Raw genomic sequence first — 21,316 nt, forward strand, 5'->3', positions numbered from 1 at the left:
ACTTTTGCAGTAGAAGAGTTCGGTTCTTTTTCATGTTTACTAGATTAACAGAAAAGCATTATTCAATAAAAAAGATGCTGAAATAGCATCTAAATGTGAAGATGATTATTAACTTAGTTTAATAACTGTTAATTCAACTGCATTGATACCATTATCACAAGTTGCAATACTTTGACGATTGAAACCACTATTATTTTTCAATTGAAGAGTTGAATTAGCGGGTACTGTAACAATCGTTTCACCTGCTAATTGAAGGCATTCGTTATTTGATGAGGTATTCATTTGAAAAGCAAAGTCACCTTGACTATTAGCAAGTGGATTGTCATTTAGAAATATAGTCATGACTGGAATATGTGGAAACACAGGATTTACAGTAGTGTTAATCGTTGAAATGAAAGAAACTCTATAATCACCCGCTTGACTAAATTGTATAGTAGTAGGATTTAGTAAGGAAACTCCTCCTGCTATAGGGCCAACGTGATTAAATGGAAAAGGCTCTCTAAAAGGAACAGTTATAAACTCAGTTTGCCAAAAAGTTCCGTATGCCGGACAGCTTTTTTTATGTGAATGGTCACATGAACATTTTTTATAAGAACTAGAAGAGGAGTTGCACGAGCATTTTTTATATGAGCTGGAAGAAGAATTGCATGAACTTTTTTTATTGGAGTTTGAAGAATGATAGTATGAACCCAATATATTACCCCCTATTATGAATAACGTGTATACTCATAGTATTTTATGCTTGTCTTATATAAAAGGTGATAGATTAGGAGTATAAAGTGCTAATACGATGAAAGAAATATAGTAATAATAGTAGTTGTAAAAATTTTTGAAGAAGAAAAGGTTAATGATTTGGTAAAAATATCAGTGGAATATCATGAAATGTTAAAGTATAGCGGGAATGCTTATTTTAACTTCACATGTAGAAGTAAAACTGTTATCCTCAGTTGCAATGATGTGAGTGTTGAAGAGTTTGTATATTAGAGTTTATGGTTGTTCTCCTTTATTTACGTAGTAGAGCAGGAAGAAGACGAAAAGTATCGAATGAATGTACATATGTAGCATTGTTTGCTTTTTGTGTGAATAGTAGTTAAAGATACGTGGAAATATTCTATACCGTAACGAAGGAGTAATTAAATTATAGAGGGAGCAACTTATATGGAAAATATATTAAAGGTATCTTCAAAATCAAGCCCAAATTCAGTTGCAGGTGCAATAGCAGGTGTACTAAGAACAAGTGGAAATGTAGAAATTCAAGCGATTGGGGCTGGTTCTTTAAATCAAGCGATTAAAGCAATAGCAATCGCAAGAGGATTTGTTGCTCCAAGTGGTATCGATTTAGCCTTCGTTCCAGCATTTCAAGAGGTTACTATTAATGATCAAGAAAGAACGGCGATTAAATTAATTATTGGTCCTAGGAAGAAAAGGTAACTGCAGTAATTTACTATTGAAATGACATTTAACATAACAAACAAAAAAGTGTCACAAATGCTTATAACCTACGCATTTGTGACACTTTTTTTGTTTTATTTAAAATGAAATGGATAACCTTAAAACTGCTCATTCTTCTCCCAAGATTCCACAATATAATGTGCAATCGTCGGGTTGAACCCTTTTCCAACTAAAAACATAATCGCCGCAACTTCTGTTAGAGCGTGTTTGTGTGATGTATGTTTTGCTTCATTTAAACCGTAATCTACCCAAGGTTTTACGAAATCTAGTACAGGTTTCTTTAAAGGTAAAAACTGTGTACCGACAACTTGCTGGATTTGTTGTTGCGTTGGTTCTGTAATCGGTCCAGGCGGTAAGATTTGCGGTTGTGTAATATCAAATGTTGGACCTGGTGGTAAGATTTGCGGTTGTGTAATATCAAGTGTTGGGCCTGGTGGTAAAATTTGTGGTTGCGTAGGATCAATTGTTTGTGGTGCTGGGGGTGAAACACGCGCGTCATAGTTTGGTTGGTACATTCGCGGCTGATATTGTGGTTGTTGAGGCTGAGTTGTGTATGGATTTTGTTGAAATTGTTGTTCATGATTTTGTGGTGCTACATATGGATTTTGAGGGTATTCATAATTGGGACGTGTGTCGTATGCGTTTTGTTGATATTCAGTTTCATGATTTTGCGTTGTTGTGTATGGATTTTGTTGAAATTGTTGTTCATGATTTTGCGGTGCTGCATATGGATTTTGAGGGTATTCATAATTGGGACGTGTGTCGTATGAATTTTGTTGATAATTAGCTTCTTGGTTTTGTTGTGTTGCGTATGGATTTTGTTCATATTGTGGCTCTTGTTCTTCATATTGTTCTGTGTATCTTTGTTCTTGTTGTTGAGGGTAAAATGGTTGTTGTGGATAAGGCGGTTGATTATTATAGAACATACTTATTCCTCCTTCATGATGATGCCTACCACCTAGTGTATGGGCGGACAAGAAAATATGTGATGAAAAAATGCGGGCGTGTTACAATAAGTAACTGGGTGAAGATAAAATGACAAAACAAGAAAAGATTCAAAAAACAATTACTTTTGTAAAACATATTTTAGAAAAAGATGCGAGTGGGCATGATTGGTATCATATTGAGCGCGTACATAAACTGGCGATTTCTTTATCCGAGCAAGAAGGAGGAAATCGTTTTATAATTGAAATGGCAGCATTACTTCACGATGTGGCTGATGAGAAGTTAAATAAAAGTGAAGACGCAGGAATGAAAAAAGTTTCTGATTGGTTAGAAGAGATACATGTGGAAGAAGAGGAAAGTAAACATGTCCTTCATATCATCGCCAATATGTCTTATAAAGGTGGTCATGGAGGTAAAGTGGAGTCTCTTGAAGGAAAAATCGTTCAAGATGCAGATCGCTTAGACGCTCTTGGAGCAATTGGAATAGCTCGCACATTTGCGTATGGTGGGGCGAAAGGGAGATTAATGTATGATCCAACTATTCCACCTCGTGAAGTGATGACGAAAGATGAATATAGAAAAAATAACGACCCATCTTTAAATCATTTTTATGAAAAACTTTTAAAACTAAAAGATTTAATGAATACGAACGCAGCAAAACAAGAGGCGGAAGTTCGCCATCGCTATATGGAACAGTTTATTGAACAATTTATGAAAGAGTGGAATGCACAAATATGAAAATGTTAACTGTGGAAAACTTATCAAAATCATATGGAGAAAAACCGTTATTTGATGGATTATCATTTAGTATTGCAGAAGGACAACGTGCCGGAATTATCGGTGTAAACGGTACTGGTAAATCAACGTTATTAAAAATTATTGCAGGGGCAGAAATTCCTGATACAGGTGATATGACTCATTCACGTGGGTATACAATTAGTTATTTATCACAGCAACCGGAGTTTGATGAGCAATTAACAGTATTAGAACAAGTCTTCCATGGTGATACACCTTTAATTCGTCTTCTTCGTGACTATGAAAAGGCGCTATTACATATCGAAAAAGATCCAAGTAATGAAAAGGTACAGGAACAATTATTTGCAGTGCAACAACGTATGGATGCGATGGGCGCGTGGGAAGCAAATGCGAATGCAAAATCGTTATTAACGAAATTAGGAATTACTGATTTCACAGCAACTGTTGGAAATTTATCTGGTGGACAGAAAAAACGTATTGCGATGGCACAGTGCTTTATTGAAACACCGGATCTATTAATTTTAGATGAGCCTACGAACCATCTTGACCATGAGACAGTTGAATGGTTAGAGGAATATTTAGCACGATATACAGGTGCAGTATTACTTGTAACCCATGATCGTTATTTCTTAGATCGTGTGACGAATCGTATTTTCGAATTAGATAATGGAAAACTGTATAGTTATGAAGGGAATTACAGTACGTTTTTAGAAGCGAAAGCACTTCGTGAAGAACAAGAGCTTGCACAGGAATCAAAACGTCAAAACTTATATCGCCGCGAACTAGCTTGGATTCGCCGTGGTGCAAAAGCTCGTTCGACTAAGCAAAAGGCACGTATTCAACGTTTTGATGAGCTAAAAGGTCAAGAAGGCCCAGCTGCAAAACAATCTGTTGATATTGCACTTAGCGGTAGCCGCCTTGGGAAAAAAGTACTGGAGTTAAAAGATGTAACGAAAAAATTCGGTGATAAAACTGTACTGAACAATTTTAATCATATTGTGAAACCAGGCGATCGTATCGGGGTTATTGGAGCGAATGGAAGCGGGAAATCCTCTCTATTAAATATGCTTGCAGGTAAAATATCCCCCGATAGTGGTGAAATTGAAGTTGGGCAAACAGTAAAAATCGCTTACTATACGCAAGAAAATGAAGAAATGAATTTAAATCAACGTATGATTGAATACATTAAAGAAATCGCAGAAGTCATTCATACGACAGACGGAAAAGTAATTGGTGCATCTCAAATGTTAGAACGTTTCTTATTCCCACCACATTCACATGGTACACCGATAGGTAAACTATCTGGTGGCGAGAGAAGACGTTTATACTTATTACGTATATTAATGGGAGAACCGAACGTACTATTATTGGATGAGCCTACGAATGATCTAGATACACAAACATTAACAGTGTTAGAAGATTATTTAGAAGATTTCCCAGGCGTTGTTTTAACTGTATCGCATGACCGTTACTTCTTAGATAAAGTAGTAGATGAATTATTCATCTTTACGGGAGAAGGAGAAGTACGCGAATTTCTAGGTAGTTATACAGATTATTTAGAAATGGAAAAAACGAGAGAACTTATTGAGAAAGCAGAAGTGCAGAAAGAGAAAAAAGTAGTAGAAGAAGCACCGAAACAACAACGTAAGCGTAAACTCTCATATAACGAGCAGCGCGAATGGGAAACAATTGAAGATACAATTGCAGGGCTTGAAGAAAAACTTGAGTCAATCGGAGAAGAACTTGCGAATGTTGGTTCTGATTTCACAAAAGCACAAGAATTATCTGAAGCACAGCAAAAAACAGAAGAAGAGCTAGAAAAAACGATGGAAAGATGGAGTGAACTATCCGATATTGTTGAAGGATTAAAATAAAAACAAGCTGCATATATTGAAAAGTAAAGAGAAAAACTTTACACTATTGGTAGAACCTATTTTAGGAGGGAAAAAATGAGAACATCTAATCCAATGTTGAAAAAAGAGGCATTCCGTAAAGAGGGAGCAAGTGCTTCTGCGATGACTATTGGCGGAACAGTAGGCAAAACGTTTATTATGCTTATCTTGCTACTTGCAACGTCTGTCTATTCATACATACAGATGATAGAGGGTACGATGAAAATGCCAGTATTAATTGGTGCTTTAATCGTTGCGGCAATCATCGCATTTGCGTCTATGTTCTTCCCGCGTATTTCACCTTTTGGTGCACCAATCTATGCGGCGGTAGAAGGAGTAGTATTAGGTAGTATTTCAGCTGTTTATACAATGAAGTTTGGCGATTCTATCGTTTTAAACGCTGTATTACTAACAATCTCAATTCTATTTGCAATGTTAGTGTTATATGCAACGCGCGTAGTAAAAGTAACGGATAAATTCCGTACAGGCGTGATGGCAGCGACACTTGGAATTATGGTTATGTACTTAGTCGTATTTCTACTAAACATGTTTGGTGTAACGGTTCCGTACATTCACCAGGGTGGTACAATCGGTATTATTATTAGTGCAGTTGTTATCGTAGTTGCTGCATTAAACTTATTACTAGATTTCGATTTAATCGAAAATGGTGTACGTAGTCAAGCTCCGAAATATATGGAGTGGTACACTGCAATGGGACTAATGCTTACATTAGTTTGGTTATACTTAGAAATTCTTCGTTTCGTTTCTTACTTTACGAAAAATGACTAATAAAAAATCCTGCATGAAAAATGCAGGGTTTTTTATTTTCAAAGATAAATTGAGAATGTAGTATTATTGGATGCTGTTAACTTGAAATGAAGGGGATGGAGTATGATGAAAGAGAAGAAAGGGATTATGAAAAAACTATTTTCTAAAAGTTTTTTCATAGAACTAGATGATGCTTTAATGTATCCATCATCAGAAGTTATTACTACAGCAATAGAGGGATATGCGGCTGAATGCAATGCAAGACTAAATTTTGAAAGTAAAGTTAAACCGATTACTTTTTACTTAGAGAATGTAATGTACCGCGTTGAGATAAAAATGGCTCGCGGTGGATATTACATTTCATGCAGTGAAGTATAAAGTGAAACTTTAATCAGTGGGGGGTTCTTCATCCCCCACTGATTATCAGCCCTCACCAATCGGACTTTAATGGGCAGCCCGCCCCCCACCTAAATTCTTTGCTTTCGTTGCATTTTGAGGTGGGGGTATTACTGCCCATTAAAGTGGGATAAATTTTGAAACCTTACATGTTTAAAATATGTAAGGTTTCTTTTTTTCTTTTATAGCATAAAAAATAATATTTTTTACTTTAAAATACATTATTTTACGCTTTTTACCCTCCTTACATTTTTCTTTACAATGAAGAAAAATATGTGAGGTGGTAAAACTTATGATGAATCGAGTTGTATTAATCGGTAGATTGACAAAGGAGCCAGAATTATACTACACAAAGCAAGACGTCGCGTATGCACGAGTATGTGTTGCGGTGAATAGAGGTTTTCGAAATAGTTTAGGTGAGCAACAAGTAGATTTTATTAATTGCGTCGTTTGGAGAAGGTCAGCTGAGAATGTAACGGAATATTGTAAGAAAGGTTCACTTGTTGGAATAACTGGACGTATTCATACGAAGAATTACGAGGATGATCAAGGAAAGAGAATATATGTAACGGAAGTTGTGATTGAAAATATTACATTTTTGGAGAAAAGGCGGGAGGGGGCATCGTAATAAGATGGAGACCTGAGGAATTTAAAGTATGATGGTGGAAAGAAATCAGCAAAATAAAGCATCCGAGTAGGAGGATAGAGTGGTAACATGTTACAATACAGCTAAGAACATGCAATAAAGGAGAGTTTTTTACGTGAAGATTAAAGCAATTGAACCGACGCCAAGTCCAAATACAATGAAAGTTATTTTGAATGAAGTATTACCATCAGGAGCACGTAATAATTATACAAATGAAAATAAAGAACAAGCACCAATGCAAGTGCAAGAAATTTTGAAAATTGAAGGAATTAAAGGTGTATATCATGTAGCCGACTTTTTAGCAGTGGAGCGAAATGCGAAGTTTGACTGGAAAGTTTTATTACAACAAGTTCGTGCTGTTTTCGGCGAAGAGGTAGTAGAAGAAAGCGAAGAACAACAACTTGCTCATTTTGGGGAAGTGAAAGTGTTTGTTCAAATGTTCTTTACAATTCCAATGCAAGTAAAGTTAACAGATGGAACGACTGAAGAGCGTGTTGGCTTACCTGATCGTTTTAAAGAATCAATTATGAAAGTTCAAATGTCTGCACCAAACGTTGTAAAAGAACGTAAATGGGTGGAACAAAGTACACGTTACGGTAACTTTGAAGAAATTGGGAAAGAAGTAGTAGAAGAAATTGTTGCTGCTTATTCAGAGGAACGTGTAAATGAAACAGTTAAAGAATTATTAAACCAGGCAGGGGCTGTTGAAGTAACGATTCAAAAGCGCGAGCCATATAAAGTAACAGAAGAGATGATGAAAGATGCTGACTGGAAAAAACGCTTTGCAGCATTAGAACAAATGGATCCTACTGAAGAAGATATGCCAGTGCTGAAGATGGCGTTAGATGATGAAAAAGTTTCGATCCGCCGTTTAGCAACAGCGTATTTAGGTATGGTAAAAGGTGATGGAGTATTGCCGTTATTATATAAAGCGTTATTAGATCGTTCAGTAAGTGTTCGCCGTACAGCGGGTGATTGTTTATCAGATGTAGGTGATCCGGCAGCAATGTTCGTTATGATTAAATCCCTGAAAGATTCAAGCAAATTAGTACGCTGGCGTGCAGCTATGTTCTTATTTGAACTTGGAGATGAAAGTGCAATTCCAGCATTAAAAGCAGCGCAAGATGATCCAGAGTTTGAAGTAGCGATGCAAGCACGTTTAGCATTAGAGCGTATTGAAGGCGGAGAAGAAGCAAAAGGTTCTGTATGGAAACAAATGACGGAGTCTCGTAAAGGGGAATAATGTATGATTGTTTTCTATGATAGTTGGTGTCCGATGTGTACGGCGGTTGCTGAACGTACGAAAAAATTAGATAAAAAGGGTAAAATGAAATTTGTTTCATTTCGAGATGAAGATGTAGTTGAGAAGTATGAACTCTCTCAAGAACTACAAAGCAAGATGGAACAAAGATTGTATATTTTAAAAAATAATAAGTGGTATGACGGAATTCATAGCATACATGTATTAGCAAAGGCTGTTCCATCTTATTGGTTTGCCGTGCCTTTTATAAAGTTATCTATCGTACTTGGATTTGGAAGTAAAGTATACGATTATATCGCTAACAATAGAAAACTTGTCCCAGTTGGACATTGCCGTGAAGGAGTATGTGAAATCCCTACAAAAAAATGAAATCATCGTAATCTTTCTTTTGCACCTAGTAATAGAGCGTGATATGATGAATTTGGAATGAAAGTTGAAGGAGAGATTACAAGATGTCAAATGCTTATGAAGAATACATGCGCCAAATGGTAATCCCAATGCGCCAAGAATTAGTGCGTTCTGGATTTGAAGAGTTAACTACAGAAGAAGCTGTAACAGAATTTATGGAAAACACTACAGGTACAACTTTAGTAGTTGTAAACTCTGTTTGTGGATGTGCAGCTGGTTTAGCACGTCCATCAGCAGGGCAAGCAGTTGTTCGTGCTGAAAAACAACCTGATCATCTTGTAACTGTATTCGCAGGTCAAGATAAAGATGCTACTGCAAAAATGCGTGAATACTTCGGAGAAATCCCTCCATCTTCACCATCTATGGCATTGTTAAAAGGAAAAGAAGTTGTTCACTTCATTCACCGTCATGAAATTGAAGGTGCAACTATGGACGAAATTATTACGAACTTAGAACAAGCTTTCGAAAAGAATTGCTAAAGAAGGGGGAGAGTAAATCTCCCTCTTTTCTTTATATAGAGGTGAAACAATGATTGTAACAACAGCAGGAAGAACGAATAAAGAAATGACAGATTATGCAAAGCAGGTGGCCGCAGAATTAAATGGTTCATTCGTTAAACGTAACGACATACCAGTACATAAACTGCATGAGCAATATGAACAAGATGTACTTGTTGTAGGGAAAAATCGATTAGCTATTTATCCAAAAGGAACGGAAGAGTCGTTTTTCTTTCATCCAAACTCAGCGATGTTTCGTGTGAAAAGATTAATGCGCGGAGAACACGACCCGTTTGTACAAGCTACGCAACTAGAGGGCGGAATGACAGTGTTAGATTGTACGCTCGGTATGGCATCAGATAGTATTGTAGCTAGTTACATTGTTGGTGAAAGCGGAAAAGTAACAGGACTTGAAGGCAATGAGTATATGGCTTATATTATGGAGAATGGTTTGAAAACATGGTCTTCATCTGTTTCTGAAATTGATGAGGCAATGCAACGAATTGATGTGAAGCAAACGGAGCATTACGCGTTTTTAAAACAATGTGAAGATAATAGTTATGACGTCGTGTACCTTGATCCAATGTTTGAAGAAACTGTTATAGAATCAGATGGAATAAAAGGGTTAAAACACTTTGCTTTGTATCATGATATTACTGACGAAACAATTGCGGAAGCGAAGCGTGTGGCGAGAAAGCGTGTCGTTCTGAAAGATCATTTCCGTAGTTCTAGGTTTGAAAAACATAATTTTCACGTATACAAAAGAAAAAGTGCTAAGTTTCACTTTGGTGTAATTGACCCTTGCTAATTATTTGAAAAGGTGTATAATAAGCAATAATTAATTAAATATACTGTCTGTGATGAAGAGAGTAGTCTTTTTTAGAAGGAAAGCGAGCTAGGGATGGTGTGAGCCTAGTGCGGAAGAAAAAGATGAAGCGCACTTCTGAGATGCTTCTTGAACGAATAGTAGAGTAAGCCGAGGCCCCCTGTCCTCGTTATAAACGGGAAAGTGGTTCGTAATGAACAACAAGGGTGGTACCACGGGTTTAAACTCGTCTCTTTTTAGAGACGAGTTTTTTGTGTTTAAAAAAATAAGGAGGTTATATAGTATGGATTATAAAACGCAGTTTGCGGAAAGTTTATCCGATATTTTTACGAATGAATTAACGCAAAATCAAATTTTAGATTTAATTGAAATACCGAAACAAGATGAATTCGGTGATGCAGCATTTCCATGTTTTTCACTTGCGAAGCAATATAAACAATCACCAGCTATTATCGCAAAAGAAGTTGCGGAGAAATTAAGTGATCCATTTTTTACGAAAGTAGAGGCTGTTGGTCCTTATGTAAATGTCTTTTTTAATCGTGAAACGGTAAGTGATAATGTATTAAAAACGGTTTTAGCGGAGAAAGAAGAGTACGGTCATAATCACTTTGGTTGTGAAAAAACGGTAGTTATCGATTATTCCTCTCCTAATATCGCGAAACCTTTTTCAATGGGGCATTTACGTTCTACAATGATTGGAAATTCACTGAAACATATCGCTGAAAAATGTGGCTTTGAAGTTGTAGGAATTAATTATATTGGAGACTGGGGAACACAGTTTGGAAAGTTAATTACCGCCTATAAAAAGTGGGGAAATGAAGAAGTAGTGAAAGAGGATCCAATACGTGAACTATTTAAGTTATACGTTCAATTCCATGAAGAGGTAAAAGGCGACGAAGAACTAGAAGAAGATGGACGCGCTTGGTTTAAGAAATTAGAAGAAGGTGATGAAGAAGCTGTTGAGCTTTGGAATTGGTTCCGTCACGAATCATTAAAAGAATTTTCTCGTATTTATGAACTTCTCGGTGTTGAATTTACTAATTTTCAAGGGGAAGCTTTTTATAATAATTTAATGGAAGATTTTATTGGGATTTTAGAGGAGCATGATTTGCTTGAAGAGTCAGAAGGCGCATTAGTCGTTAATTTAGAAGAAGAGGGAATGCCGCCTTGCTTAATTAGAAAATCAGATGGTGCGACGATTTACGCAACGCGTGACTTAACGGCAGCGTTATATCGTCAAAACACATATTCGTTTGATAAAGCGTTATATGTGGTTGGACCGGAACAAAGTCTACACTTCAATCAATTTTTCACGGTATTAAAAAAGCTTGGCTACAATTGGGTTGACGGCATGGAACATGTACCGTTTGGGTTCATTTTAAAAGATGGTAAGAAAATGTCGACACGTAAAGGAAGAGTTATTTTACTTGAAGAAGTACTTGAGGAAGCAATTGACCTTGCAAAACAAAATATTGAAGAGAAAAATCCAAACTTAAAACAGAAAGAAGAAGTAGCGAAGCAAGTCGGTGTTGGCGCAGTTATCTTCCACGATTTAAAAAACGAGCGTATGCATAATATCGAATTTTCATTAGAAAACATGCTGAAATTTGAAGGTGAAACAGGTCCATATGTACAGTACACACATGCACGTGCTTGCTCTATTTTAAGAAAAGAAAGTGTAGAATTTGAAACGTGTACGTTTGCATTAGAAGATGATCATAGCTGGAGCGTCGTAAAATTACTGAATAAATTCCCACAAGTAATTGAAGCGGCCTTCAACAAAAATGAGCCATCAATCATTTCAAAATACGTATTAGATGTAGCACAATCGTTCAATAAATATTACGGAAATGTTCGTATATTGGAAGAGAGTGAAGAGAAAGAAAGCAGACTGGCATTAGTATATGCTGTGACAGTTGTATTAAAAGAGGGATTACGTTTACTTGGGGTGGATGCTCCTGAGGAGATGTAAAATAAATAAGGATACGTATCATAGTTGATATGTATTCTTATTTATTTTTATCCCACTTTAATGAGCAGTAAGACCCCCACCTCAAAATTGAGCGAAAGCAAAGAATTTAGGTAGGGAATCAACTGCCCATAAAAGTCCGATTGGTGAGGGCTGATAATCAGTGGGGGATGAAGAACCCTCCTACTTAATAAAGTTTCACTTTATTAAGTTTAAACTTTTCTAGAGTTGCTTCAGGTGTAGGAATGTCCTTATTAAATGGAGAATTGTAATGTCATATATATTAAGGAGGCGTGAAACTTGGAAACATACGATTGGAACAGTAAACTAACATACTTAAAAAACACGAGAGATTTATATTACAATGACGATTATATAAGATTTTTAGTAAATACAGTTTGGAAGATTACTAAGCCAGTACATATTGTTGATTTCGGTTGTGGATATGGTTATTTAGGCTTATTATTAATGCCATTACTTCCAAAAGGTTCAAAGTATACAGGCATTGATAGTGGAGAAACATTACTTGCTGAAGCAAGAGAGTTGTTTCATTTACTACCATATGAGACAGAATTTCTTGAGGAAAATGCTACAGAAATTGAACTGAATGATACATACGATATAGCAATCTGTCATGCCTTCTTATTACATATGAGTTTATCAAAAACGATGCTACAAAAAATGATACATTCAGTTAAAAGGGGCGGAAAAATAATCTGTTTTGAACCACACTGGATATCAAATATGTCTTCATACTTTTTAAATGGAGAGAATCAATCGGAAATTATTAGGTTAGGAGCTTTGCAAAAGTTATTTGAAATTGACACGCAGAGAAGCGGAAAAGATGGAAATATTGGTATGAAAATACCGATGTTTTTAAGTGAACTAGGCGTGAAAAATATTCAATGTAGAGTAAGTGATAAAGTAAACTTTTTAGATTCTAATATGCAGCATAATGATAAACAAAGTTTGTATCATTCATTAAAAGAAGAGGGGATTGCAGGAGATCCAGGTGATAAACAGCAATTTATAGAACGTTTAATGGATAGAGGATTAACAAATGATGATGCGCTAGCTCAATATAAAGCTGAACTCAATTTTTTTAGAGCGTTTCATCTACATTCCTCTTTAGTATATGCTCCGAATATGAAAATTACATTCGGTGACGTAGAATGTTGAAAGATAGCTATATGTTGAGGGGTGTCATTATTTGTCTATAAGTCGATATCCACCGTATAATCGCTGATATATTTAAATTATCATCGATATAATTTTATGTACTGATTTCAGCTTCCAAAAGATAAGATCCTCATGTAACGTTATTTCATTTAATCAAACAAAATATGGAGAAAAACAATCTTTTTTACTATATTTTGTTATAAATTCGAATAATATTAAATAATACTATCCATTATAGGAGATTTTAGTTGAATACCTACAATATGATGTGTAAAATCTAAGCAAGTAGCAGTGCAAAAAATTATTCGAGGTGAATACATGCTAGATTTTAAGCAGTTAGATGCTTGTTTGAAAGACAAGAGATTTATAGATGGATTACAGGAAATAAATAATGAAATTTCATATATAAAAGAAAAGAATACTTTATCTTATTTGAAGAATTGGCTTGCTAATATTCCTTCACATAAGGAGTTTGATATATTAATACGTCTTACTGATGAAGGGCTTATGCACCAATACAGTTCATTCCTCATTCGCTACGCTTATAAAAAATTCCCAAATATGAGAACGCTCTCTTTATATTGTGATGAGTTAATTGATGAGCGGAAAATTCTTGAAGTAGAACAGTTGTTAAAAGATTCATTAGAAGAGGTAAATAAAGAAGAGATAGAAGTTGATCTTTTAGCGAAAACATATTTTACGTTAGTACGATGTTTGTTAGAAATGAAACGAAATGAAGAAGCGCTTATTTATATGCAAAAGGCAGAGGAGTACAGTGCACGTGCCGTATTTGATAAATGGGGTTACGTCTATATGCATACAGGTGAATGGGAGAAAGCAGAAGAACAATTTATAGCCGGCATGCAGCATAAAGATTGTGAAGAGTTATCTACTTATTTATTAGCACAGTTATATGCAAATAAAGGGGAACAAAAACGTGCATTACAGCTAATTGATGATGCAATTGTAAAGTTCCCGCAAGTACCATATTTTCATTTTGAAAAGGTGAAATATTTATTAGATTTAGGGAAGTATGAAGAAGTGTTAGACGTAATAGATAACATAAATAATCAGCTTCCTTATCATGCGTATAAAACTTACTTCGTACATTTACGTGCAGAAGCACTTTACAAAATGAATAAACTTGTAGATTTACAACAGTTATTAAAAGAAGAAAAAAGTTTAAAAGAGTCTTTATATCATAATTTAGAAAAAAATCCAGATGGCAAAAAGGTTCACTTACCGATAGTTCCGATTGTACAAAAGGATAATTATTGTGTGCCGACAAGTTTAGAAATGATGTTGCACTTATGGGGAGAAAAACGTACGCAAGATGAAATAGCAGATTTCATTTTTGATATGACAGGCTCGAAGTTTTCAGATACTGTTTCGTATTTAGAAGAATTAGGTTATGAATATCGTTATTTTAAAGGGAATGAGGAAATATATAAGAGATTACTCGGTGAAGGAATTCCCGTTTTATTAAGTATTGATATTGAGCATGCTTCACATGTGCAAGTGTTAGCTGGGTATGATGATACGTTACAAGCTTTTTATGTTCAAGATCCAAACTTTATCGAACCAGTCATTGTGGAGTATAGTAAGTTACAAGAAAAATATCGTTATACAGGGTGTTTAGCGATTACGTTTGTTCCGAAAGAAAAGAAGGAACAATTATCATTTTTAAATGAGGAAGAACATCATTATTTTAAATCCATTTTTTCTTTAACGGATCATTTAGATGAACAAGATAAAGAGGGGATTCACAAGTTAGTACAATTTTTAAAAGAGACGAGTGATAATCCGAATACGTGGTTGTATACGGTTAAGCACTTAGATGTTGAAGTAGATAACGAGTTTATTATATCTTGTATTGAAAAGTTAATGGAGAAGTTTCCAAACTCAGATTTTGTTAAATTACATGGTGCACAGTGCTTTATTCGCCTTGAAGAATTAGAAAAAGCGGGGCACATGCTTGCGAGTGTTGAGAAGAAAAATAATCGTGCTTTATATCATCTAATAAACGGAAGGTATGCTTTTGAGCAGGAAAGTTATATAGAAGCGATTTCAAGTTTTCGTTCCTCGTTACAATTAGACGCAGATCAGCCGATTGCTTGGAGTTTTCTCGCTTTATCGTATATGTATATCGATCAGTCTGAAAAGGCGTTACAGTTTTCTCAAGTTGCCTTGGAACGTAGTCCAGAACGATTCACTTTAACGAATCACGGGTTAATATTAATAGATTTAGAAAGATATGAAGAAGCGTATGAAATCTTTAATGATTTGTTAAAAGAATATAAAAATGAAGCACATGTATGGTATGAGCGAGCGAGATGTGCGCATTATTTAGGGAAATTATATTTAGCGATAAAAGGGCTTAAAGTAGCAATTCATTTGGATAGTAATGCACCATACATTTATACGAAACTTGCGGAAATATACGAATCTGATTTGAAGGATGAAGAAAGTACGAAAGAAGTTTTATTAAAAGGTATTGAGAATTGTGACGATAAGGCACCTCTATACGTAAAGCTCGGTGATTACCATTTCCAAAATGATAGTCTGGAAGAAGCAGAAACATTGTATGCTCGTGCTTTGGAAGAAAATCATGATGATGTATACTCTCACTTCGGACTTACACAAGTTTATATGGCAAGAGAACAATATAAGGAAGCAAAAGAATATATTCTCAGTATCGAAAAACAAATTGAAAAGAGTCAAGATTTCCTTATGAACGCAGGGATGGTTTTATGGGATGCAGAGGTTGAACTTGGTGGAAGTGAAGAAGGGTTTAAAGTAGCATTGTCTAAGTTAGAGAGTGGTATAAAGCAGAGCGAATATAATGTAGCAAGTGCGTTAGATGAATATGTGAATCGAATTAAAGGAACAGTATTTGTACAACGAGGTATAGCATTCTTAAGAACGTTACAGAAAGAAAGAAATGAAGTAAGTGAATACGGCTGTTATACAGGTATTTTATATGAATCTATTGGACAGTACGGTCAAGCGATGAAAAGATATAATAAGGCGATAGAACAAAAGGAAACGGCATTACCGTATTACCGAATTGGTGAAACACTTATGCTATTAGGGCAATTGACGGAAGCAAAACAAGCGTATGAAAGATGTTTAGAGCTTGATGGGAATTTCGTAGGTGTACATTTACAGCTTGCGGAAATATACGAAAAAGAAGAAAATCGTTCTAAAGAACAAAGTCATATGGTTCAGGCGATGAAAGAAGAGCCGTTACATATTAATATGGAATATTTGGCACAGCTTTCAGTAGAAATGAATCTACAGGAAGAATTGCTAACTGAGCTAGAACAATTAGCAGACGAAGTACCTGAAATATGGAGATTAGATGCGGTTGCATATGTGTATGGAGCGATGGACGAAATAGATAAAGAACAAGAACAGATTGAATACGCACTACAATTAGATGGTGAGCATACAGAAGTTCTATATCATTATGCAAAAGTACTAGTGAAAAATAGAAATGCGAAAGCAATTGAAATTGCCATGAAAGTGATACAAAAAGATGCAAATAATGAACGTATATTTGATGTATATGTAAAAGCGATAGAACAACATAAGAAATGGTCTAATATACGAGATTTTCTTCATACACTAAAAGTGAAAAAGGCAGAAAGAAGTATGGCATTTATGTATGCTGCATCTGCGGTTACAGAAAGATGGATTGAACGTCAACAAAATGATCAGCCGAAGAAATCCATAATTACGAGAGCTTTTTATCGCATGAAAAACCGTGCGAAAGAAATTTCGATTATTACTACAATCATTGATTTATATGAAATCTCATTAAAGTTAAATCCAAAAAATAGTATGGCAGCACAGCGATTTGCACTATTTTACGAGAATGTGGCGATGAACAACGAGGCGATAGATGTATTGCAAACATCATTAGAAAGTAAATGGGATTACGATGTAGCGAAGCAACTTGTAAATCTTTTCATAGAGTGTGAGGAAGAAGATAGGTTACGGGATGCTTCAGAATTAACGAAGCAAATGGTTCGAGAGTTACCAGATGATTATGATACGCTTCTTTTACAAGCACAAGTATTCTTTAAAATGGGAGAAGAAAGAAAAGCAGAAAAGATTACTTTACAATTAACGGAGCAAACACCGTTTGTAAGTAGAGCGTTTCTTGCTTTAGGAGAAATATATCAAATTCAAGAACGGTTTGAAGAGGCAATTCATGTATTAGAAAATGCTTCTATACATCATCCGAATGAAACAGCAATTCTTCTTTCTTTAGCATCTGCATATCATGGTGCCGGCCAAACACGAAAGGCAGAAAAAATAGCAAATGAAGCATTAAAAATTGATGCGAGTGATTTGTTAGCGAGATATGATCGTGCTTGTTATTTAGCACAGTTAAACAGAAATGAAGAGGCGAAGGAAGAGCTTGAAATTGTACTTCGTGAGGATGAGTCAGGATTTTTTGCTGAACTTATCGAGGATGAGGAAAATTTAGCAGCATTGCGAGAATTTGAAAAGTAATTGTATAAAAATAGGAAAAAAGGGTATAAATAAAATATATTTAGAATTAGTTGACAATTTATTGCAAAATGGCATAAAATAGCTTTTAACAAAGTATACAAATCTGAAGACGAGAAAGAGTAAAATAGTGTACTGTTCCCCAGAGAGCCGGTATGTAGCTGAAAGCCGGTGTGCAGACGTTATTTGAAAATCATCTCCGAGGAGCCGAGGCTGAAAGTGAGTAAGCCCGGACGGATGTCTACCGTTACAAAGAACACGTATGATAGTACGTTGCTAAGTGCTATTAGTGAAGAGCTAATAGAATTAGGGTGGTAACGCGGGTAAACCCGTCCCTACTTTATAGGGACGGGTTTTTTGTGTGCTTTAAAACATTCAAAGGAGTGATTGTAGATGAAGAAAGTAGATGTAAAAGAGTCAGCTGTAGGGAGAGAAACACGTATTCGTAAGCAGTGGAACGAGCAAAGTATTTTCGAGCAATCAATTCAGAATCGAGAAGGCGCACAATCGTTTGTGTTTTATGAAGGACCACCAACGGCGAATGGATTGCCGCATGTAGGTCATGCACTTGGACGGACAATTAAAGATGTAGTTGCAAGATATAAAACGATGGCTGGTTATAAAGTGTTAAGAAAAGCGGGATGGGATACACACGGTTTACCTGTAGAATTAGGTGTGGAGAAGCAACTCGGTATTTCTGGTAAACATGAAATTGAAGAGTATGGAATTGAGCCATTCATTCAGAAGTGTAAAGAAAGTGTATTCACATATGAGAAGCAGTGGCGTGAATTCACTGAGAGCATCGGTTATTGGGTCGATATGGATGATCCATACGTTACGTTAGAGAATCCATATATCGAAAGTGTATGGCATATTTTAGGAACGATTCATGAAAAAGGATTATTGTATAAAGGGCATAGAGTTTCACCATACTGCCCAAGCTGTCAAACTTCACTAAGTTCACATGAGGTTGCACAAGGGTATAAAACAGTAAAAGACTTAAGTGCAACAGTTAAGTTCAAAGTGAAAGATAGTGAAAATGAATATTTCCTAGGTTGGACAACAACACCTTGGACACTTCCAGCAAATGTTGCGCTCGCTGTACATTCAAATATGGAATACGTGAAAGCGAAACAAGAAGGTTATGTATACATTGTTGCGAAAGAACGTGTTCAAGATGTATTAAAAGAAGACTATGAAGTATTATCTGTTCATAAAGGCGAAGAATTAGTAAATACATCTTATATGCCGCCATTTCCAATGAAGGAAGTTACAAATGGCTACCGAGTTATCGCGGCAGATTTTGTCACGGCAGATAGTGGTACAGGACTCGTTCATATCGCTCCAGCATACGGGGAGGACGATTATAGAGTCGTTCAAAGTGAAGGATTGTCATTCTTACATGTTGTAGACGAGAAAGGCGAGTATACAGAAGCAGTACCATTTTTGAAAGGTAAATTTGTAAAAGATTGTGACGTGGATATCGTTCGTTATTTAGCGAAGGAAGGCTTACTGTACCATAAAGAAAAGTATGAACATAGCTACCCACATTGCTGGCGCTGTGATTCACCACTTCTTTATTATGCAGGAGAGAGTTGGTTAATCCGCACAACTGCAATTAAAGATACATTTTTACAAAATAACGATTCTGTTACTTGGTATCCAGACCATATGAAACATGGACGCTTCGGTAAGTTTTTAGAAAATATGGTGGACTGGAATATTAGCCGAAATAGATATTGGGGAACACCATTAAACGTATGGGAATGTGAAAGCTGCGATCATCAATTCGCACCGAAAAGTATTGCTGATTTAAGAAAGCATAGTACGAAAGAAACACCTGTAGATTTAGAATTGCATAAGCCGTATGTAGATGAAGTGCAAGTATGCTGCGAAAAATGCGGAAGTACAATGAATCGTACACCAGAAGTAATTGATGTTTGGTTTGATAGTGGTTCCATGCCATTTGCGCAATATCATTATCCATTTGAAAATAAAGAGTTATTTGAAGAACAGTTTCCAGCAGATGTAATTGCAGAAGGCATTGATCAAACACGCGGATGGTTTTATAGTTTATTAGCAGTATCAGCACTATATACAGGAAAAGTGCCTTATAAACGAGTATTATCACTAGGGCATGTATTAGACGAAGAAGGACAGAAAATGTCTAAAAGTAAAGGAAATGCACTAGATCCAGTTGATTTAGTAAATCAGTTTGGTGCAGATGCTTTAAGATGGGCGCTTCTCGTTGATAGTGCTCCGTGGAATGCGAAGCGCTTTTCTGAAAAAACAGTACTGGAAGCAAAATCTAAATTTGTAGATACGTTAGTCAATGTGTATAGCTTCTACGTTTTATATGCAAATTTAGATGAGTATAATCCGAAAGAAACGTATGATGTAAAGCGGACGAAATTGGATGAATGGGTATTATCAAGATTGCATAGCACAACGAAAAAAGTGAGAGCTGCACTTGATGATTATCAATTTACGAATGCAGCTCGTGAAATCGCGGCACTTGTAGATGAAGTGAGTAACTGGTACGTAAGACGATCACGTAATCGTTTCTGGGAATCTGGTATGAATGCTGAAAAAGCAGCTGCGTATGAGACACTTCATGAAGTACTTGTGACAATTAGTAAATTAATTGCACCGTTTACACCGTTTGTAGCTGAAGATATTCATGTGAATTTAACTGGAAATAGTGTTCATTTAGAGGATTATCCAGTCGTAAATGAATCGCTACTTCAGCCTAAATTAGAAGCAGAAATGGATGCTGTTTTACAAGTTGTTGAACTTGGAAGAAGTAACCGTAATCAGCATTCTTTAAAAGTAAAACAGCCGTTAGCAGAACTTGTATTACTAGCACATAATGAAAATGATATGGATTGGGAATCTTATCGTGATATCGTCATGGATGAGTTAAATGTGAAGGCCTTCCATGTTGAACTCGATGAAACGAAATACACGTCCTATCAATTAAAGCTGAATTTTAAAACAGCTGGGCCGAAGTTTGGTAAAAATGTGAATGCATTAAATGGTTGGCTAAAACAATTATCAAAAGAAGAGGTACAACACTTTGTATCTACAGAAAGAGCAGTTTACGAAGCTGCACCAGGAGAAGAAGTAGTGGTGACGGCTGAAGATGTATTAGTAGAGAAAGTAGCAAAATCAGGATTTTCTAATACGACTAACGGACAATATACAGTTATGTTAGATACGAATGTCACGGAAGAACTGTTACAAGAAGGAGTAGCACGTGAATTTATTCGAGCGGTTCAAGAATATCGTAAGCAACTAAATTTACCGGTTAATTTACGAGTCGATGTTATTCTTGATACAGAGGAAGAACTAAAGCGAACATTAACGAACCATAAAGAGTTGTTGGAAGAAAATTTACTCGTTAAGAGATTTACATTCGATCGCTTAACGAATGAAGACGATGAACTATCATTAGGTGAGACGAAAGTCCGTATTAAATTAAGCGCGGCACAATAAAGAAAAAAAGGAAGTTGGAATGATTTCAACTTCCTTTTTTTATGATGGAAATTAATCCATTCGATTGGCCCCCCTAGTAAATTTCTTTTTCCACATCAAGCTAATTAAAATGCTGTGAAAATTTCTTTCTAAAGTATTGTTTTCATTTTACACATAAATATTGAGAAAATTTCACTCACCCTAAATGGAAAGGTAATAGAATTGTTTATAGAGAATTACTCGTAGATTCAATTTTTATCCCCCCATTTTGTGGGGAATGATTGCCTAGTGGTAATGGGATAAGGTTGAGCTACTTTATTAGGGGGAGT

16 protein-coding genes and 2 other annotated features are annotated in these 21,316 nt (G+C 35.8%); of the genes, 14 read left to right on the top strand and 2 right to left on the bottom strand.

Features of this window, described 5'->3' with window-relative positions; all coding sequences use genetic code 11:
* Window positions 1–108: 108 nt before the first annotated feature.
* Window positions 109–693 (bottom strand): preprotein translocase, encoded by a 585-nt coding sequence (locus AC3WTI_RS01745; RefSeq protein WP_097841421.1) that lies wholly within the window; start codon window positions 691–693, stop codon window positions 109–111.
* Between the two features lie 465 nt (window positions 694–1,158).
* Between AC3WTI_RS01745 and spoVS the strand changes: the two genes are divergently transcribed.
* A complete protein-coding gene (gene spoVS, locus AC3WTI_RS01750) occupies window positions 1,159–1,431 on the top strand; it encodes a stage V sporulation protein SpoVS (RefSeq protein WP_048528790.1) in 273 nt (90 codons plus the stop codon).
* 119 nt (window positions 1,432–1,550) lie between these two features.
* Here spoVS and AC3WTI_RS01755 read toward each other — a convergent pair whose 3' ends face one another.
* Complete coding sequence (locus tag AC3WTI_RS01755; protein ID WP_253621547.1) at window positions 1,551–2,378, bottom strand: hypothetical protein; 828 nt, start codon at window positions 2,376–2,378, stop codon at window positions 1,551–1,553.
* Between the two features lie 109 nt (window positions 2,379–2,487).
* Here AC3WTI_RS01755 and AC3WTI_RS01760 point away from each other — a divergent pair, with 109 nt between their 5' ends.
* The 13 genes from AC3WTI_RS01760 to ileS all read left to right on the top strand — a co-directional run bounded on the left by AC3WTI_RS01760 (window position 2,488) and on the right by ileS (window position 21,008).
* The gene (locus tag AC3WTI_RS01760) at window positions 2,488–3,135 is read left to right on the top strand and encodes an HD domain-containing protein (RefSeq protein ID WP_097841423.1); all 648 of its coding nucleotides are present in this window, start codon (window positions 2,488–2,490) and stop codon (window positions 3,133–3,135) included.
* Complete coding sequence (locus AC3WTI_RS01765; RefSeq protein ID WP_097841424.1) at window positions 3,132–5,027, top strand: ABC-F family ATP-binding cassette domain-containing protein; 1,896 nt, start codon at window positions 3,132–3,134, stop codon at window positions 5,025–5,027. The genes AC3WTI_RS01760 and AC3WTI_RS01765 overlap by 4 nt, the downstream gene beginning before the upstream one ends.
* Window positions 5,028–5,102: 75 nt before the next feature.
* Window positions 5,103–5,834 carry a Bax inhibitor-1/YccA family protein gene (locus AC3WTI_RS01770; protein ID WP_001260642.1) on the top strand — a complete coding sequence of 244 codons (732 nt, stop codon included), beginning with the start codon at window positions 5,103–5,105 and terminating at the stop codon, window positions 5,832–5,834.
* A gap of 102 nt (window positions 5,835–5,936) precedes the next feature.
* Window positions 5,937–6,191: a DUF4318 domain-containing protein gene (locus AC3WTI_RS01775; RefSeq protein WP_087959682.1), complete on the top strand. Its 255-nt coding sequence runs from the start codon at window positions 5,937–5,939 to the stop codon at window positions 6,189–6,191.
* Window positions 6,192–6,501: 310 nt separating this feature from the next.
* Window positions 6,502–6,837 (top strand): single-stranded DNA-binding protein, encoded by a 336-nt coding sequence (locus AC3WTI_RS01780; protein WP_087959683.1) that lies wholly within the window; start codon window positions 6,502–6,504, stop codon window positions 6,835–6,837.
* 133 nt (window positions 6,838–6,970) lie between these two features.
* Window positions 6,971–8,098 carry a conserved virulence factor C family protein gene (locus tag AC3WTI_RS01785; protein ID WP_087959684.1) on the top strand — a complete coding sequence of 376 codons (1,128 nt, stop codon included), beginning with the start codon at window positions 6,971–6,973 and terminating at the stop codon, window positions 8,096–8,098.
* Between the two features lie 3 nt (window positions 8,099–8,101).
* Window positions 8,102–8,485, top strand: a complete 384-nt coding sequence (locus tag AC3WTI_RS01790) for a thiol-disulfide oxidoreductase DCC family protein (RefSeq protein ID WP_000634876.1) — start codon at window positions 8,102–8,104, stop codon at window positions 8,483–8,485.
* Between the two features lie 83 nt (window positions 8,486–8,568).
* Window positions 8,569–9,003, top strand: coding sequence for a BrxA/BrxB family bacilliredoxin (locus AC3WTI_RS01795; protein ID WP_000063712.1), 435 nt, complete (start codon window positions 8,569–8,571; stop codon window positions 9,001–9,003).
* Window positions 9,004–9,052: 49 nt separating this feature from the next.
* Entirely contained in the window at window positions 9,053–9,829 is a 777-nt protein-coding gene (locus AC3WTI_RS01800) for a class I SAM-dependent methyltransferase (RefSeq protein ID WP_087988147.1), read from the top strand.
* Between the two features lie 40 nt (window positions 9,830–9,869).
* Window positions 9,870–10,084, top strand: a binding site (T-box leader).
* 46 nt (window positions 10,085–10,130) lie between these two features.
* The gene (gene argS / locus AC3WTI_RS01805) at window positions 10,131–11,819 is read left to right on the top strand and encodes an arginine--tRNA ligase (RefSeq protein WP_087956283.1); all 1,689 of its coding nucleotides are present in this window, start codon (window positions 10,131–10,133) and stop codon (window positions 11,817–11,819) included.
* Window positions 11,820–12,116: 297 nt separating this feature from the next.
* Window positions 12,117–12,995, top strand: a complete 879-nt coding sequence (locus AC3WTI_RS01810) for a methyltransferase domain-containing protein (RefSeq protein WP_097841426.1) — start codon at window positions 12,117–12,119, stop codon at window positions 12,993–12,995.
* Window positions 12,996–13,313: 318 nt separating this feature from the next.
* Window positions 13,314–17,516: a bacteriocin-processing peptidase family protein gene (locus tag AC3WTI_RS01815; protein ID WP_097841427.1), complete on the top strand. Its 4,203-nt coding sequence runs from the start codon at window positions 13,314–13,316 to the stop codon at window positions 17,514–17,516.
* A 97-nt stretch (window positions 17,517–17,613) separates the two neighbouring features.
* Window positions 17,614–17,853: a binding site (T-box leader), on the top strand.
* A gap of 53 nt (window positions 17,854–17,906) precedes the next feature.
* A complete protein-coding gene (gene ileS / locus AC3WTI_RS01820) occupies window positions 17,907–21,008 on the top strand; it encodes an isoleucine--tRNA ligase (protein ID WP_097841428.1) in 3,102 nt (1,033 codons plus the stop codon).
* The last annotated feature ends 308 nt before the right edge of the window (window positions 21,009–21,316 follow it).

It is taken from the genome of Bacillus sp. EB106-02-03-XG38, assembly GCF_058792175.1.